General features: G+C 68.4%; 12 protein-coding genes. 7 read left to right on the forward strand and 5 right to left on the reverse strand.

Annotated features, from left to right (window positions below; genetic code table 11):
• Window positions 1–332: 332 nt before the first annotated feature.
• Window positions 333–1,100 carry a cysteine hydrolase family protein gene (locus JOM49_RS21715; RefSeq protein ID WP_245369408.1) on the reverse strand — a complete coding sequence of 256 codons (768 nt, stop codon included), beginning with the start codon at window positions 1,098–1,100 and terminating at the stop codon, window positions 333–335.
• A 77-nt stretch (window positions 1,101–1,177) separates the two neighbouring features.
• The gene (locus JOM49_RS21720) at window positions 1,178–3,067 is read right to left on the reverse strand and encodes a P-loop ATPase, Sll1717 family (RefSeq protein WP_209666091.1); all 1,890 of its coding nucleotides are present in this window, start codon (window positions 3,065–3,067) and stop codon (window positions 1,178–1,180) included.
• 318 nt (window positions 3,068–3,385) lie between these two features.
• Between JOM49_RS21720 and JOM49_RS21725 the strand changes: the two genes are divergently transcribed.
• From JOM49_RS21725 to JOM49_RS21750, 7 genes are all read left to right on the forward strand, one after another.
• Window positions 3,386–3,622, forward strand: coding sequence for a site-specific integrase (locus tag JOM49_RS21725; RefSeq protein WP_209666092.1), 237 nt, complete (start codon window positions 3,386–3,388; stop codon window positions 3,620–3,622).
• Between the two features lie 987 nt (window positions 3,623–4,609).
• Entirely contained in the window at window positions 4,610–4,783 is a 174-nt protein-coding gene (locus JOM49_RS21730; RefSeq protein WP_209666093.1) for a hypothetical protein, read from the forward strand.
• A 187-nt stretch (window positions 4,784–4,970) separates the two neighbouring features.
• The gene (locus JOM49_RS43780; protein WP_281068327.1) at window positions 4,971–5,093 is read left to right on the forward strand and encodes a hypothetical protein; all 123 of its coding nucleotides are present in this window, start codon (window positions 4,971–4,973) and stop codon (window positions 5,091–5,093) included.
• A gap of 58 nt (window positions 5,094–5,151) precedes the next feature.
• Window positions 5,152–6,699 carry a hypothetical protein gene (locus JOM49_RS21735; RefSeq protein WP_209666094.1) on the forward strand — a complete coding sequence of 516 codons (1,548 nt, stop codon included), beginning with the start codon at window positions 5,152–5,154 and terminating at the stop codon, window positions 6,697–6,699.
• On the forward strand, window positions 6,696–7,436 hold the full coding sequence (locus JOM49_RS21740; protein WP_209666095.1) for a hypothetical protein: 741 nt from the start codon (window positions 6,696–6,698) through the stop codon (window positions 7,434–7,436). Before JOM49_RS21735 ends, JOM49_RS21740 begins: the two co-directional genes overlap by 4 nt.
• On the forward strand, window positions 7,433–11,830 hold the full coding sequence (locus JOM49_RS21745; protein WP_209666096.1) for a coiled-coil domain-containing protein: 4,398 nt from the start codon (window positions 7,433–7,435) through the stop codon (window positions 11,828–11,830). Before JOM49_RS21740 ends, JOM49_RS21745 begins: the two co-directional genes overlap by 4 nt.
• The gene (locus JOM49_RS21750; protein WP_209666097.1) at window positions 11,827–12,876 is read left to right on the forward strand and encodes a Wadjet anti-phage system protein JetD domain-containing protein; all 1,050 of its coding nucleotides are present in this window, start codon (window positions 11,827–11,829) and stop codon (window positions 12,874–12,876) included. Before JOM49_RS21745 ends, JOM49_RS21750 begins: the two co-directional genes overlap by 4 nt.
• Before the next feature lie 92 nt (window positions 12,877–12,968).
• Here JOM49_RS21750 and JOM49_RS21755 read toward each other — a convergent pair whose 3' ends face one another.
• The 3 genes from JOM49_RS21755 to JOM49_RS21765 all read right to left on the reverse strand — a co-directional run bounded on the left by JOM49_RS21755 (window position 12,969) and on the right by JOM49_RS21765 (window position 17,430).
• Entirely contained in the window at window positions 12,969–13,142 is a 174-nt protein-coding gene (locus JOM49_RS21755; protein ID WP_209666098.1) for a hypothetical protein, read from the reverse strand.
• A 378-nt stretch (window positions 13,143–13,520) separates the two neighbouring features.
• Window positions 13,521–16,802 (reverse strand): ATP-binding protein, encoded by a 3,282-nt coding sequence (locus tag JOM49_RS21760; RefSeq protein WP_308158829.1) that lies wholly within the window; start codon window positions 16,800–16,802, stop codon window positions 13,521–13,523.
• 220 nt (window positions 16,803–17,022) lie between these two features.
• Window positions 17,023–17,430 carry a hypothetical protein gene (locus JOM49_RS21765; protein WP_209666099.1) on the reverse strand — a complete coding sequence of 136 codons (408 nt, stop codon included), beginning with the start codon at window positions 17,428–17,430 and terminating at the stop codon, window positions 17,023–17,025.
• Between the last annotated feature and the right edge of the window lie 3 nt (window positions 17,431–17,433).

A 17,433-nucleotide genomic window follows, 5' to 3' on the forward strand; every position in this document is an offset into this window, starting at 1 on the left:
ATGGTCGAGATCGGCAGCTGGTTCGGCGTCGGCCACCGCGCGGTCGCCACGTGGCGCAGTCGCTACGCCGACTCGCACCCATTCCCGGAGCCAGACGTGATCGTTTGCCGCACCCCTGGCTGGGCCGCGAGCAGGGAGCCGGAGATCAGGGACTGGGAGTCACAACGGCCAGGTCAAGGCGCTGGTGGTGGACGTCCGCGTACTCAATTCTGAACAGGTAGACCAGAAGGGTGCCGACCCCGGCCAGTCCTCGTGCGCCGGCGAGGGCATTCGAGCAGCTCGTCCTCGCCGGAGCGAGACGCAGCAAGACTTCACGTTGACACACGGGGTCATTAGGTGCGGCGTGCGGCGGTGATTTCGGACCAGTACTCGGGATCGCGGCCGTAGTCGGGCGTGGTGAAGGCGCGGTCCCACGCCGCGCCAGGGGCGAGGAGCTCACTCCAGGGCGCGATCTCGACGTAGAGGACGCGCATGGAATTGAGTGCGGCGTGATGCAGGGCTGGGCCGTCGGTAGAGACAGCGTCGTCCGCGACGGCGACCTCGAAGTTGCGACTGAGCGCGGCGCGGGCAGTGGCTTCGACGCACACGTTGGTCTGCAGCCCGGCGACGATCAACCGCGACACCCCGAGATTGCGGAGAATGGGCTCGAGTTCGGTGTACTCGAAGAAGCTGGCCCGGGTCTTGTCCAGCACTACGTCTGCGGGCTGCGGAGCGACGGCCTCCATGATCTGCCCTTTCCACACCTGCTGGTCCACCGAGATGCTGGGCAGGCGGCTGGCCCGAAGTTCCATAAACCGCGCATAACGCGGGTTCTCTCCGAGCGAACCAGCCGCGCTGCCTACCGAGCGAGAGTAGATCACCGGCAGGTGTTGTTTGCGTGCTTCGTCCAGCAGCTTGCCGCAGGCGGCGATAGTTTCACTCAGCCGCCAGATCGGGGGCCAACCGAGCGCATCCCGGGTCCCGTCGTCGGCGAGGTAGCCGTTCTGCATGTCGATCATCAACAACGCGGTGTCGCTCATCCCGATGCTCCCTGTTTTTGTTGCTTTCACACAGCCGCGCTCACACGTGAGCCGGGCCGCCATGGCTTTCAGGTCGGCCATCGCCGGTCACTGGATGACTCCGGGGAGGTTCAGCGGCCAGGCATTTCGAGGCCAGGCCGGTGGGGAAGACGAACTCGTCAGGACTCGTCGGGCAGCACGTCGCCGATGCCGAAGGCGCCGTAGATGGTGCCGATCTGCATGGTGCTGCCGACCACGTTGCCGGTGATCGTGTTGCGCACCGCTTCCAGGTCCGGGCGGGTGACTCCGAGCGCGGGCCGGAAGCACGGGTGCACGCAGAAGTGCCCCTCCTGCGGCATGATCGGGGTTTCGGTCGCGCCGGCGTAGACGTAGCCGGGAGCCCGGCGGACGCCGAGGAAGCCGACCGCGAAGAGCAGTTCGATGATCACGTCCGGGTCGAAGAAGTGCGTGTGCCGCCCGAACTCCTGCCGCAGGTCTTCCTGGAACGGCTGGAACAGCTGCGCGATCGACGTCCGGGTCAGCTGGTAACCCGCGTCGCGGAACACGGTCAGCAACGCGCCGAGGAAGGGGAAGCGGACGTTGTACTCCTTGGCCAGGTCGAGCACCTTCCACCGGGAAAACACCAGGGTGGCGTCGAGGACGTCCTGTTCGGTGATGGTGGGGTGGCCGTTGTCGAGGGCGATGGTGCGGCACTGGTTGAGGAACTGGATCGCGTCTCTCGGCCTCGGCAGCGTGCGCTTGAACAGGTAGTCGGCCACCGGCTCATCGCACACGGTCGCCGGGAACACCTCGCCCCACAGTTCCTCCGGGGCCAGTCGCCGCTTCAACGCCACGCTCGCCCGCGTGAGCGCGAGTTCCCGCAGCATGTGCCTGGTCCAGTTGATGCGGATCTCGTCGCTGTGGAACTTGTCGGCGTCGCTGAAATCCAGCGAGTCGTAGATGTCCGAGCGCAGGAACAACACGCAGCGCAGGGCGCCGCCGTAGTGCAGCGCCACGTGCTTGCCCGCCAGCAGCAGCCCGATCACCAGCGCTTCGCTTTCCGGCTCGGCGGACCACACCTGCTCCAGCTGGTCCACCGCCACCAACAGGACGCCGTGCTCGCGGGCGCAGCCCAGGTCGTCGAACGCTCGGCGCACCCCCTCCTCCACCACATCCAGCTGGCGCGAGGCGCGTGCCCCGGCCACCACGCCGTTGCCCTCGACGGCCAGCTTGACCCCGAACGCCTCCAGCGACACTGACGAGACCAAACCCCGCCCGGCGCGGGCCACCCGGTGGTACAGCGTTTCCTCGGCGAGTTCCCCGTTGTCCCGCAGGAACCGTTCCAGTACGACGACCGACGCCGGTCGCCGCCGCCGATGCGGGCCGCTCGCTCCGGCGTGCCGCACCAGGTGCCTCGCGGCCTGGACCGCGAACACGTACCGCCACAACATCGCTTTCGCCGACGGCGCGGTCAGCCCCTCGAGTGCGAAGGTGCGGAACTCCTCACCCGCCGCGTCATCGGGCGTGATCAGGCAGACCCCCGCGGAACCCTGGTCACCGGCCGCGAGGCGCATGCAGATCGCGCTCTTGCCGGAGCCCTTGCGCCCGACGATCAGGTTCTTGCGGCCGGAGACCACCTCGGAATAGGCGGTGGTCGGCAGGAAACCCTCTCGCAGCAGTCCGTCCGCCAGATCGTGCTCGGCGTCGTCCCGGCCGAAGAACAGCCTTTTCACCACGTCCACCTGGTCGTCGATGACCACGCCTCCGGCGGGCTCGCCGAGCAAGCCCGTGGGCAGGACCAACGCGGCCCGGTGGTCCCCCGGCTCGCGCATCGCGGTAGCCAGCCGCCTGCCGAACATCGGATCCCGCTCGACCGCGTCCTCGACGGCGAGCCGCGCACGTAACCGCGTCCGTCCGGTCACCGCGCCCTCGGCCGCCTCCGCGATCAGCCGCTGGACCGCGGTGTCGTCCCCGAGCAGGTTCGCGAGCAGCGCACCGACCCTGGCCGCGACCCCGTCGGCGGTCCGCCGGGCCGCCCACGCTTCCAGCAGGTCCACGGCGTCGTACATGCGACCCCTCCCTCGTCGGCCCCTGATGAAGGTTAGGTACTCCAAGGCGGTCCGGCGCCGTTTTCACTCGACTGACACCGGTTGGAGCAGCGCGGCGGTGATCGAATCCCCGGCGGTCACCCCTCGCGTGCCACGCATGTGATGCTGACCCGGAGCACGCCCCCAGCTCGAATTCGCTTCTCTTCGCCGCCGCGCCGCTGCTCGACGCTAATGAAGCCGCTGATCGACGAACGCGACATCCGCCGGGTCACCGGGAAGCTCACCGGATAGCACGGGGCCTACGGCTGCTGAAAGCTGCCGGTACTGACCTTTCACGGGTTGCGGCACAGTCACAAGACCTGGCTCATCGCCGATGGCATCCCCGACGTCGCCCAGGCCCGCCGCCTCGGACATCGCATCCCCGATGCGATTCAGGACATCTACTCCCACGTCGCCCCTGAAGTCGAGCCCCGTCTCCTCGAAGCCTTGCAGCAGCGCTGGATCGACACGGTGACCGCCCTGCGCGCCACCCACGCCCAGGCACTCAACGCGCACCTGCAACTCACCGCCGCCTGATCCGACCACACCCGTGGCACGCCACTCCCGCGGTGGCGGGCCACGCCTCTGTCTTCGGCAGGCGATATCCTGAGTCACCCAGAGACGGAGTAGGTTCTCGACGCCCCCGTCAGGCGCGCTGAACCGGCCCCCATCGGTCCAGGGCATTCCGCGGCCGACATCAACGGCCCCAGGGCCACATCAGACGGCGCTGAACCTGCCTCATCCGACGTGGGACCGCGCCTGGCAACAGCAGGTTCAGGCCGGTTGAGGACCGTTGGAAGATTCAGCCGATCGGGGGCCGTCTTACGCGATCCCATTTGGCCGTCCAGTCAACGCCGACCATGACCCACTCCAGTTTCGCTCCACCTGGGCCCTGTTGGCAGACTGCCAGACCACAATGGACGGTCGAATGAAGATCAACAAGAGGGCGTGAAAAAGCCCGCTGACCTGGACATCTGTCCGTGGTCAGCGGGCTTCCGCTACCGGTCGGGCTGACAGGATTTGAACCTGCGACCCCTTGACCCCCAGACACGCCCCGATACGTCGCTGAACTGCGGAAACAGAGAATCCGCTGCGTGTGATGAGCAGGTTCACGGCTGTTCATGTCGGTGCAGGCTGGTTCGAGTGCATACGCCGCTCCAGTTTGGCTCCAGCTCCAGGGGCCTGGGCCGCCACGGGAGCCGTTGCCACCGAAGGTCAAGTTGAGTGGCTGCGACGTGGCCGTCTCCTGGCAGCTGGTTCACTGCTGCCCATAGTCGTGGCCTCTGGCGCTGGGACAGGCAGGGGAGCGGGGGACGTTACTCTCGGCTTGATCGGTGGTGCCAGCGGCGAGTGAGACGGGACCGAAGCGCGTCGACTTGGTGCCCCGGGGAGATGCTGGTCAGCGTTCCAGCGGGAGAGGGAGGCTGTCCAGGTCGGCCAGAATTAGCCCGTGCCTAAGCCTCGCCTGCGAGGCCGTGGGCGAGTCGCTAAGGACGCTGGTCGCAGGTCTGGATGCCGGCCTGCGTGATCACCCAGACCGTCACAGCCAGCCGACCGGTCTGGAGTTTCTTGGAAGCGCAGGTCCTCGGCGAGGTCGGTGACGTCGGCGCCGGTGTCCTCGCTGTGACAATCACCAATGGACGCACGGATCACCTCGAGCACGGACTGGCCTCCGACGTGGTGGGGTCGGGCGCCTGATACGCGACACGGCCTGGCCGGGATCACCCGCCGCAAACCGCCGTACGACCACCCGGGCCCGCGGTGCACCCGGTAACCCCGGTGTCCGAACTGATCCGGCGGGACTTCACCGCACCCGCGCCGGCCGGCGCATTGTCGGAGACATCACCTGCCTGTCCAAACCATTGGCGCAGGAGATGAATCCGCCGTGCTGCGTCTCGCCGAAGAAGTCAAGGCCCGGCATGGCGTTCCCGACCTGGCGGTGGACTCCGTGAGCATCGAGCTTGCGGCTTCGCTGCTCGACGTCAGCGGACAAGTGCCGGCGGCGTAACGGAGGCACGCTCACAGCCGACCTACTGGGCATCCACACACCGAGGGAGTGATAACGGATGAGCGCTCCGCGGACCGTGGGCCGCGCTGTGTTCGACGAGTCCTTCGGTGGGCGGGTGCGGGCGCTCCTGCGAGCCCGGCCGGTCGCGGATGCGGCTGACAACGCGAGCCGGCAGTCCTGGGGCACCCACGACTACGACGTCGTCACGCTCGCGCTCGCCGCCATCGACACGGTGATCTCTCGGCAAGGTTTCGACGAGGAAGTCGCTTACGAAGAAGCCGTCAACGGCCTGGCGAGGCTGGCGGCGAGCGCACATCCCGAGCAGTCCTCCGAGGACCATGAAGCGGTCGCGCGGTACGTCATCGATGCGCTGCTGAACCGACGGGAACGCGAGGCCCCCTTCGCCTACCGGGTCTCGGACTTCTCGCTCGAACCTGACGGATCCGTGCACCACAGGGCGATTCCGGTGGAGTTCCGGTTGCTGAGCGAGCACGAAGACCAGCTGCGGGGCGTGAACGTGCTGCGAGCGTCCGCGGACGCGATCAACGCGCTGGTCGGCGGGCTGGAATTCGACGTCGAGGACGAGCAGGCCGCGGTCGAGCTCATGCTCGATCGGCAGCTCAGGCGAGGCGCGTTCGGCCAGGCGGAGAAAGCCGCGGAGCGGTCGCGGCTGCTGTCGGTGCGCTACACCGACGAACTGCGGACGCTCCTGACCGACACCGTGCGCGACATCCGTACGGTCCTCGACCGCTGGGCCCGGGACGTCCCGGCGCAGTTCGAGCGCAATCGGGTGCACCTCGAGGAGCGACTCGGCGCGGAGGGTCGGCTGCTCGACCACGTCCGGAGCGCCCTCGACACGGCGGAGGCGGATCCCGTCATCGCCGCGGCGGCCGCCCGGATCGCGGGTCTGCTCGAAGAATGCCGTCGCCGGCATACCGAACTGCACGGCAGGCTGGTCGGCGCGCGGACGATCTTCCTCGACGAACAGCTTCGCCAGTCCTTCCGGCCGATCGGCGGGCTGCGGAACCCGGACACCGTCGACGGCGTGTTCCTGCCGCTGCTGACCATGGCCGCCGAAGACGCGGCGGAACCGGCCGAGACGTTCGCCGTGTTCGCCGGGGGGCCGCAGGTGCCCCGGATCGTGCGGTTCGCCGACCTGGTCGACGACCTGCTCGCGCCGCGCCGAGAGCCCCGGATCGACGAACCACTGCTCGACGACGAAGAACTCGGCGACCCGGACCCGCCCGCGGTCTCGCCCGAAATCCTGGCGGCCGCTACGGCCGTGGTCGACTCCGTCCCGTTGCCCGCGAGACTGTCGGCGTTGCTGCTCGCCGCCCGAGCCGCCGACCTGCCCGGCGAGCTCGATCGTGGTGCTGTCGAGCGGCTCGTCGTGCTCGCGGCGCTCTGGACCTACGCCCCGGAGACCGCGGAAGACTTCTCCGCCGCAGTGGACACCGCCGCCCACATTCTCGGCCCGGCCGCGGTGGTCGACGCCGACGGCACCCTGATCGACGTGCCCGGCTGGTCGGGAGACGACCTGATCGTGGCCGAAGACGAAGAAGCACTCGCCCGTTGGGCCGCGACTTCCGTTCAGGAGGTGTTATGACGCTCGGCCAGCAGGACCTTTCGGACGTCGGGGTACTCATCGGCTGCGCGCTCCGTCCGAAGCAGCGGCCCGGCGCCGATTCTGACTACCGGGCGCTGCTCGGCCGCTACCGCGAGGACGCGGAATTCCACAACGCGGTGACCAGCGTCCTCGACGGATTGGACCTGCAGGTGCTGTCCGCTGGAGAGCTCGGGCTGGTGCTGGGCGCGCGCCGTGAATCGGTGTTCGCGTACCGGCTCACGGACCTGCCCAATGTGAGCACGGTGTCCCACCGGCTGCTGGTCGGGCTGATCAGCGCGGCCATCGCGGCTTACGTGTTCCCGGCCCCGGCCGACTTCGACGACGACCGCGTCCGGTGGGTGTCGGTCGACGAGATCGAACGGTTCGTCCGCGACGCGTGCGATCGGCTCAAGCGCGCACCGGAACCCCAGATGCTGGAAGATGTGTCGTTCGAAGAGGCATGGCGGACGTATGACCGCCTGTCTCCCGGTTACAAAGCGGACCGGGGGAAGGGGCAGGGACGCCGCTCGGCCGCGTCCTCGACTTACTGGGTCGCGAATGTCCTGAGTTGGATGGTCGACCAGGGCCTGGCGCGGCTGGCGCCGAACCGCGGCCCCGATACCTTCCAGCTCCTCGAACGCTTCCGCGTTCAGGTCGGTGAGCTGGCGGGCAACGCGACTTACGAGCTGTTGGCCGCGAGGCGCCGGGGCGAGCACACGCCGGTGGTGGGGACGTGACGTACCAGCTTTCGTCCTTCCGCCTCGCGAACGTCGGAGATCGTGCCGCCCGCTTCACGGATCTGACGCTGGACGTCTCGACAGCGGGCGAGCGAGAACCAGTCGACTCGATTCTCTGGCTGCGCAACGGCGGCGGGAAGTCGAGCCTGCTATCGCTTCTCTTCGCGCTGTTGCTCCCGCTGCGTAAGGACTTCATGGGCAAGACGGTCAAGCGTCACCTCGAGGACTACGTGTCCTCCGGTGACACGAGCCATACGGTGGCGGAATGGGTGGCCCAGCCCGGCGGCGACGCCGGCCACCCGGCCCGGCTGGTCACCGGCGCCGTCTACGAATGGGACGAACGGCGAAAGCCTGCCGACCCGGATCGCGACCGTGAAAAGCTCAAGGGCTGGTACTACAGCTTCTTCGTCGTCCCGGGCGTGCTGGACCTGCCCGGCTTACCGGTGCGCGACGAATCCGGCCGGACCCGGAAGATGGCCGAGTTCGTGAATGTGCTCAAGGAGATCGCTGCGACCAATCCCCAACAGTTCAGGTTCGTGATCACCCGCCAGCGCGGCGAGTGGACGGACGCGCTGACCGCGCGGAATCTCGATCCGGCAGTGTTCGCCTACCAGAAGCAGATGAACCATTCCGAGGGCGGCGTCGCCGGGCTGTTCGAGTTCGCGACCACGGACAAGTTCATCGACTTCCTGATCGATCTGACGGTCGACAGCACGCAGCCCGATCTCGTCGCGAACAACCTGCGGAAGGTCGTCGACGTGCTCGCTCGCAAGCCCGGCCTGCTTGTCGACCGGGAATTCTGCGGGGAGCTGGAAGGCAGGCTGGAGCGGCTCGCCGAACGGCACAGGCTGGCGAAGGCGGCGGCTGAGGCGGCTGGGGGAGCCCGCTCGTCCGCGGCCCGGCTTGCCGGAGCGTTCCGTACCGCGGCTTCGGCGCGGGAGGACGACCAGAAGTGGCTGGAAGAAGAAGCGAAACGACTGGGGAACAGCGCTCGCACGCTGGATCGGGAGCGCAGCCGGGTCAACGACATCGCGAGCGAGCTGTACCGGGTCGCGGCGAACCACCGGAAGAAGACCGCGAAGGCCGAGTGGGATAGGGCGACCACCACCGCGGACGAAGCCAACGAAGAAGACCTGGCCTGGCAAGCGGTGGGGCACCTCGCTGATCGGGTCGAAGCTCACCTTCACGCGGAGGACGTGCGGCAGCAGATCGCCCAAGAGGACCGGGAGACCGCTCCGTTGCGGGAAGCCCGCGACAACGCCGCCGCGACGCTCAAGGCCCGCTACGCGCAGCTATCCGACGAAGAGCACGAAGCCGAAACGATTGCGGATATGGCAGCCGGGGAGGCGCAAGCGGAAGCGGGGACGGAAGGTGTCCGAGAGCGGCAGAACCGGCAACTGGCGGCCGAAGCGGGTGTGCGCGCCGAAACCGCTCGCGGTCGGCTGATCGAGATCCGCGATGAGGTGACCGCTGCCGTGGAGCTGGGCGATCTCCCGGACGATCACGCCGACCCCTCGAGCGTCCTGGCCGAGACCAAGCAGAACCGCCGCGAGAAGGACGGCCTGCGAGGCCAGGTGCGGAAGCGTCGGGAGGCCCGGCCCGCGGTTCGCGGCGCGCTCGAAACGCGGAGCCGGCAGTTGGCGACCGATCGCGCAGCCAAGAGCGCCGAACGCGACCGCCTCGATGGCGACCGGCGCAAGCTCGTGGCCAGGGCCGACGCACTCGCAACGGACGTCCGGCTCGCCGAGCTGACCCAGCTGGCCGCCGGGACCCGGCTCGGCCTGTGGACCGAGGCCGCGGACTTGCGGGCGGCACTCACCCGGGAGGCCTCGGCAGCCGAGTCGTCCGTCGTGGCGACCCGGGTGGATGCCGCCGAGGACAACCGCGCGCTGGATGGGCTCCATGCCGACGGCTTCTTGCCCACTACGCGCGACGCCGAACGGGCCGCGGAGGTGCTCGTGGCGGCCGAGGTGCCGGCAAGGCCGGGCTGGCAGACCCTGCGTGACCTGGTCACCGAGTCCGAGCGTACGTCGGTGCTGGAAAATCCCCGAGTCGCGGAACTCGCCGCGGGTGTGGTCGTCGCCGATGGAGATGCGGAGGACGCCCGCCGCGCCCTGGCGTCGAAGCCGTGGCACACCATCGCACACGTCGCGGTCTCCACCGCTACGCAGTTCGAACGGGCGGTGGCCGCGGCGCCGCCGACCCACCTGGTGTTTCCCAGTGAACCCGCACTGTATGACCGCGGTGTGGCGGAACACGCGCGAGCGGACCGTGAAGAGCGGAGACGCGATCAGGACCGACGGATCGCTGAACTGCAGGAACAGGCCAAGGCGGACAGGACGCTGCTGGCGACTCTGGAGTCGTTTCTCGAAGACTGCCCGGCGGGGCACCTCAATGCGCTGGAGAAGGCTGTCGAAGAGTGTGACGAGGCGATTTTGGGCATGAGCGACGCCGATCAGGTCGTACGGGCGCAGATCGAGAAGCTGGACGAGCAGGAAGTCGAGGACGCGGTCACCGAAGCCGACTTGAGCGACGAGCTGAACCTGCTGACGCAGCGGGTCGAGCGGCTGAACACGCTGGCGAAGCGGGCCGCCGAACGGCCGGCAATCGAGCTGGCGGTAGCGCAGCTCGACATGGAGGTCGAGGTCCACTCCGGCATCGCCGACGAGGCCGCGAGCCGGGTGTCGGAATTGCAGGAGGCGGAGCGAGCCGCTCGTTCGCTGGCCGCACAGCACCATGCGAACTGGAAGCGATACGAACGGGATTCCGCCCAGGTCACCCTGCTCGACGGCGATCGGGAGGCCGTCGTGACCGGCGACGGCGATCCGTTGTCGTGGCTGAGCAGCCGATTCGCCGAGCTGGACTCGCAATGGAAGACCGCGGCTTCCCAATCCGTGCTGGCCGAGCGTCTCACCGCACACCTCGATCGAGGGAAACGGGCCGACCGAGCGCTGGCCGAGTACTCGGAATCCGTGCGCGAGCTCGCGCAGCTGCTGCTCGCGACCGGCGACGGTCAGGACGTGGACCGGCGAGCAGCAGCGCGAAAACGCTCCCGCGAAGTGGTCAACGAGGCGCAACAGAAGTTGAGCGAGGCGAAGACCGAGCTCAACCAGGCGTCGGAAGAGGTCAAGATTCGGAGTCCGCGTGATCGGCTGCGGCACGCCCCGCTGGACGACGAGCCCGCGACCGAGCTGGAGGCCCGGGAACGAGCGGCGGCGGAAGCCGAGCGGGCGACTGAAATGAGCAGCGAGGTGACCCGGCTCAACCGCGAGGCCGAGGACGCGGGCAAACTCGCGTCCGAAGCCGACAAGGCGGCCCAGGTGTTCGCTCAGCAAGCCAAAAGGCTCGCCGACGCCGCCGCTCCGGTCGAGGTGCCCGGAGACGTCCCGGCCTATTCCGGAGACGAGCCGGAAGCCGAACTCGAGTCGCTGTTCGCTCGGCTCCAGTCGGCGAACAAGGGAGCCGAGGAGACCGCCCACCGTGTCGATAAGTCAATTGCCGAGGTCCGCCGGATCGCCGCGGAAGCCCGGTTCGCCGAGGTGCCCGGCGCGATCCGCGACCGCCTCACCGGGGACGACGCGGATGTGCTCGCGGACCGCGCCGAAGCTCGCGCGCAGGAAATGGGGGTACGGTACCGGACGATTGACGGCCAGCTCGCCGAAATCGGGCGTGATCAGCGGCTCGTGGTCGGGGAGATCGCGGGCCTGGTCAAGGACGTGCTCGCGACCCTCGAGTCCGCGCATCGGCACTCGAAACTACCCGGCACGCTGGGGCGGTGGGCGAACGAGCACTTCCTCCGGATCAGCTTCCTGCGTCCGGCCGGGGACGAGGACCTGCATGCCCGGATCGACGCCGTCGTCGACCGGATCGTCGCGGACAAGAAGACGAAACCGGAGGGGCTTGCGGTCCTCAAGAAGTGCGTGCACGAAGCGGTCGCGCCGCGCGGGTTCACGGTCAAAGTGCTCAAGCCCAACAGCGATCTCGCCGTCGAACCGGTTGACGTCACCCACCTCGGCAAGTTCTCCGGCGGGGAAAAGCTGACCGTCTGCGTCGCGCTCTACTGCACGCTCGCGCGGCTGCGGGCGGTCAACCGCGGACGCGGACGGGCGGCCATCGGCGGAACTCTCGTGCTCGACAACCCGCTCGGGACGGCCAGCCACGTTGCCCTGCTGCGCCTGCAGCGGGACGTCGCGGCGGCGCACGGTGTTCAGCTCGTGTACACGACCGGCGTGGAGGATCTCGGTGCGGTGGGCCAGTTCCCCAACGTGCTGCGCATGCGCAACGCGCCCGGCTCGCTTCGCAACCGGCGCTACGTGGTGTTGGACCAGCAAGACACAGTGGACGACGACGGCATCACGAGCGCCCGAGTCCTGCGCGAGCACGACGACTCGTGAGCGCGCTGGCCGAGCGGTTCGCCGAGCACATCGCGGCGTCACCGGTGCAGCGGGTGGAGGTGGCTGACCTCTACGCGGTTGCGGTCGCCTTCGACCGTAGCCTGGCCACGACGCCGACCGCCCGAAACGAGATCCGCGCGGCGCTGGACGAGCTGGTAGCGGCCGGTCAGGTGGCGTTCCCCGTGTCGCGTCAGCATTTCGACACGCGGGAGGAGCCTCCGCTGCCGAAATGGGTACGTCTCCCGCCTCGCCCGCGTCCCGGCCGTGCGCCGCGGGACGTTCGAGTCTGGCCGGCGGCACTCGAGGCCGCGGGGCGCATCGCCGCCCGTGACGACGAAATCGAGGTCCTCGAGATCGCAGCCGTTTTCCTGCGCGACAAGGGTATGTCGCGCCCGAGCGTGCCGGTCCGCGAACGTTCGCTAGAACTGTTCGGCGACGAGAAGCGTCTGGACCGCCTGAAGTCGACGCGCTTGTTCACCTCGGGCGCGTTGACGATGGACCTCTTGCGCTGCCATGAGGTGCCTATTCCCTTCGTCTCGCAGTGGGTGGCGGGGGCTCCGGGCCCGCGCGGTACCGCGCTGTTGATCGCGGAGAACCACCACACCTACACGTCGCTGCTCGAAGCCACGCGGCTCGCCGCTGCCGCCGGCGGCCCGGCTCGGCACGTCGGTTACGGGACAGGCAGCCAGTTTCCGTCGGCGGTCTTGTCCGTCCCGCTCCTGTCTCCGCAGCCGGACCGGATCGTCTATTTCGGGGACGTCGATCTCGAAGGCCTGCAGATCCCGGCCACCGCGAGTCTGAACTCCCAGCGTGCGGGGCTTCCGGCGGTCGAGCCCGCGTACCCGCTCTACGACCTCCTGTTCGCGACGTCCTATCGACGTCCTGCCGCGCCGGTGGCCGAGCACGTCGCCGAACAGGTCGCGGGTTGGCTGGGGCCCTTGGCCGGGCAAGCCCAGGGCGTGCTGATGGCCTGTACGCGGATCCCGCAGGAGGCTGTGGGGCACGAGCTGCTGATGGCTCGTCTTCCCGCGCTGGAGGCCGTCTGAACGGGACTGCTAGTTCACTGTCCTTCTGGAGAATGTCTAACCGCAGCTGCTCACCAGATCCGGCTGCCCCTCGTCCGGCAAGCCAGGAACCGTCATCGCCCCGTCACCTCCGCTGCGCTTAGTTCCGGGTCGTGGACCTGGAACCCGAAGCGGTTCTGGATCGCGTAGCGGGGTGGTTCGTCCAGGCCCGAAACCATGATTGCCCGGTCGGTTAGGTCCACCGTGCCCACCGCGCCGTAGCCGCGCGTCTGGGTGACCCGGTCCATGTCGGGTGCGCGCCAGGCGCCCGCGCAGCGCTGTAGCTGTGCGGCTTTTGTAGCGCGCCTCGGCACAGCACCTTTGCTGCCCGGTTCGCCGGGCGCCATGCCGGGTGCGACTGTCGCCGCCCCGGGGGACTGGTACGGCATTTCCGGGGCTGCGCCGGCGGGACGAGCAGGCTCGCGCCTGCATCTGCGTCGGGTGGCGCCGAAGCGGCTGGGTGCAGCCGGTCACGTCCTGTGGCGTGAAATAGCGGTGCGACCATGCTGGCCAGCTTCACCGACTCCGGGACCCGATCTGTGCGCTGACTTCGTCCGAATTTCCTGCCCGGCCGCAGCGCCGGGTCCGGAAATGTCCGGGCGGAGTCCGGCGGCACTGGGCTCCGCTCATTCGCTGCGTGTGCGGTAAACGACCAGGGCGGGGCGCTGATGGGGATGTTCTCCCAGCTCAGGCTCTGTCTGAAAGGTCCGGTTCCGCCCTGCAGGCTCGACGCGTGAGGGCTGGGTTGCTTGACTGGTCCTCATCGCTACCTCGCAGACCCCGCTCGGACGCTGGTGGGGCGGTGCCCGCCATGGCACGGCCTGGCCTAGGCGGAACCACCGGGACCACGCACGACGAGACCGATTGGTGCGTTGCAGCGCATGCCTCGTCGTGTCGTGACACGCTGCTATGTCCTCCGGCAGATCCGGCCCACCCCCGTCGTCTGAATAAGCTGACGACTTAAGGCAACGCGTTCGACGCAGACTCGCCTCCCCCTCGCGTTGTGGAGCGAGTTCGCTGGCAGCACCTCCGGATCGACTGCGGGGTGGGCTGAAAGCCTTGCCGGCTGCCGCGCAGCCCAACTCGATGTACTGACCCAGTTCGGTAGCTCCAAACACCGCGACGACACTTCCGCAGTGGACTCCACAGTCCGGGGCAACTTGACGAGGGAGTGATCCGGCGCGCTCGGGCGCTGCTGGCCCGACGGATGCGGCCCTAACTTGTGCACGCGTGAGGTGGGCGGCCAGGGGATTCTGAGCGTCGCGGAGGCGCTGGCGAACTTCGGCGGCCTGGTGGACGTAGCCGGTGTCGTCGTAGATGGTGGCGGCTTGCTGCCAGCAGGTGAAGGCTTCACTGGTGCGGCCGAGTTGGTACAGACAGGTAGCCAGATGATCCAGCGGTGCCGCGACGGTGGAGTCGCGGTTAAGTGGGGTGCTGTGTCCGATTGTGATTGCGTTCCGGCACAGTGCAATCGCCTCGTCGAGATCGCCTAGTGCATGCCGGATGCGTGCTTGCTGCGTCAACGCCCAGGCTTCGCCGGGCAGGTCTCCGGCTTGGCGGCGCAGGTTCAAGCCGCGCTCCCCGTGCTCGAGGGCAACCTGGAGATTGCCGAGGCCAAGATGAGCGGTACTGAGATTGCCTTCCACCATTGCCTCCGAGCGTCCGGTATCGAGCCCTCTGCACAACGGCAACGCCCACTCGAGCCACCGCACGGCCTCGTCGAACTGGCTCCGTTGGAGGGATTGCAGACCACGCGCGTTGAACAAATACAGGCACAGGGTGGTGTTGTCGAAGTGCTGAACCAGCGCTTCGATACGGTCCAGATCGGCGTCGGCCTGATCCCCCCGGTTTAGTCCAGAAGTCGTTGACCAACGGAGTAACAAGAGCGCGATTTCTTGGGCGTGGTCGCCACCCCGTTGCACAGCAGTGATTCCGGCGCCGCAGGCTTGGATCAGTTCGTGTGAGCTGCCTGCGGAAGCGAGGAAACGGCAGGCGTGGGCGAGAGTGATGGTGTGGTGGTCAAGGTGGTGGGCGGCGGAGTGCTGGAGTACTGCGAGGATGTTGAGGCGTTCAGTGATGAGCCAGGCCCAGGCCTCGTCAGGGGCCGAGAGGGGGTGCGGGTGGTCGGGTTCGGCTACCTCTGCTGGCATGTCTGCGAGCAAGTGGTCGGCGGTCCGGGTGGTGTGGGTGTACCAGATAATCAGGGCGTCGAGGCCGTGGTCGCGATCGTCGGTGGTGTCGTGGTGGCGGCCTTGTTCGGCGGCGTAGGCGCGCAGCAGGTCGTGGAATCGGTACCGACCACCGGCGGTGGGTTCAATCAGATGCGCGCTGGTAAGTGCCTGCAGCAAAGGGCGGGTGTCGGTGGGTGACAGCTCGGCGAGCGCTGCGGCGGCAGGGAGGGACAGGTCGGGTCCGGGGTGCAGGCCGAGGCGGCGGAACAGCCGCGCCTGCTCGTGCGGGAGATGCCGGTAGGACCCGTCGAACACGGTGCGGACAGCGGTTCGCTCGTCACCTGACTCGCTGAGGATGTCGAGCCGGGTGCGGTCGTCGGCGAGTTCGGCGACGACATCGGCCACGGTCCGGTGCGGGTGCCCGGCCGCGCGGCTGGCGGCGACCCGCAGCGCCAGCGGCAACCGCGCGCACAGGCGGATCAGCTCGTTGACGGCATTGGGTTCGGCGGTGGCGCGGTCGGTGCCGAGGATGCTGGTGACCAGGTCGAGCGCTTCGGGCTCGGTGAGCGGGGCGAGGGTCAGGCGGTGGGCGGCGTCGGTGATGACGAGGCCGGTGAGGCTGTCGCGGCTGGTGATCACGACCATGCATCCGGGGGTGCCGGGCAGCAGGGGCCGGATTTGCTCGGTGCTCTTGGCGTTGTCCAACAGCATCAGCACACGCTTTCCGGCCAACATTGACCGCAGTAGCGCTGCCTGTGCCTCGACCTCGGCGGGGATGGCGCGGGGTGCGACATCGAGGGCGCGCAGGAATCCGCTGAGAGCCTCGGCGGAGCTGGCGGGATCGCCGGGACCGTAGCCGCGCAGGTTCACATGCAGCGTGCCGTCAGGGAAGCGGTCCTGGATCCGGTGGGCCCAGTGCAGGGCGAGGGTGGTTTTTCCGATGCCGCCGGTGCCGTCGACCGCGGTGATGACCACTGACCGAGCCCGCTGCTCGTCCTGGCAAAGCTGGTTGGGATCGGGAGGGATCAGTGCGTCGAGTACGGCCAGGTGCTCGGTGCGGCCGGTGAAGTCCCGTACTGCTGCCGGGAGTTGTCGTGGCACCACCTCGCTCGCCCTTGTGCGTGGCCGCCCGGTCGTGGTGGCTGGGTCGGCCGGGTAGGGCTGGTCGGGCAGGGTGAGCCAGCCGGTCGTGGTGGTCTCCTTGACTTCGACAGGTACCGGGCGCCAGGTCGCGGGTGCGACCGCGGGGATGTGGCGCACGACCTCGTCGAACAGCCAGCCTGAGGCGATGACCGCCAGCACGCCGGGCGAGGCGGTGAGTGCCGTCTTCAGCGGTGGCGCGTCGCAGAGCCGGAACACCAGCGTCAGCGCGGTGGAAGTGACGCCGTGGTCGTCGTAGCCGACCTCCCCGGCGTGCAGAGCGACCCGCAGGCGGATCCGTTCGGTGCTGGGGTGGGTGTCGTTGTGTACCCGTAGCCGGGTTACCAGTCTCGGCAGTACTGCCTCGACGAATCTCGCCTTGTCCGTCTCGGCCGGCACGAGCGCGAACACCGCGTCGCCGCGGTCCTCCCGGTAACAGCCATCCCACGTCGTCCCGGCCGCGGTGAACGCCGAGCTCATCACCGCATACAGCCCCGCGCGCACCGCCCGCTGATGCAGACTTGTCCGCCGTGGGTCCCCGAACCCCTCCACATCGGCCACCACAATCAAGTGATGCCGTGAACCCCGCTCCGTCACCGTCTCGCCCCTCCTCTCCCTGTCCGCCACGCGGCCAGGCATCGACCAGAGTCGCAGGAACACGCCGCGGCAGGACCTGTCCGCGCTTTGATTCCTCCTCTCGGGCGCCGGAGCGGGGGAGGGGCGGGGGGCGTTGCTCTCTGCTGGATCAGCGAATGCCGTCGACGAATGAGGCGGGGGACGGCTCGTGTGTGGGTTAACGACCCCGATCGAAATCGGGTCAGCGTTCCCAGTGGGCGAGGGCGTCGCGGACGTCGGCGCCGTGTGTGCTGATCGCCGTTTTCAGCTCTGCCATCGCGCGGGAATGCCGGCCCAGTGCCGTGCTGTGCTCGGCGAGGTTGCCGGAATGGCTATCCAGCGCCTGGGCATGCTCCTTGAGTTGCTGGGCCTGTTGCTGCTGCTGACGCAGCAGCAGTTCCTGGTGATCGCCGGCCGCGCGCGTCTGGTGGTAGACCGCCAGTAGCGCCTCCACTTGAGCCTGGGCCAGTAGAGTCGCCGCGTTCTCCGGCTCGTGTTTGGCTTTCTGAGCGAGGTTCTCGGCGAGGCTGGCTCGGGATTGGGCGACTTCGCGGTGTTCCCACCACGGTATCGCGTCGGGATCGGGTGGCGGGGTGTCACGATCGCTCATCGG

The sequence above is a fragment of the Amycolatopsis magusensis genome (genome assembly GCF_017875555.1).
Classification (GTDB): Bacteria; Actinomycetota; Actinomycetes; order Mycobacteriales; family Pseudonocardiaceae; genus Amycolatopsis; species Amycolatopsis magusensis.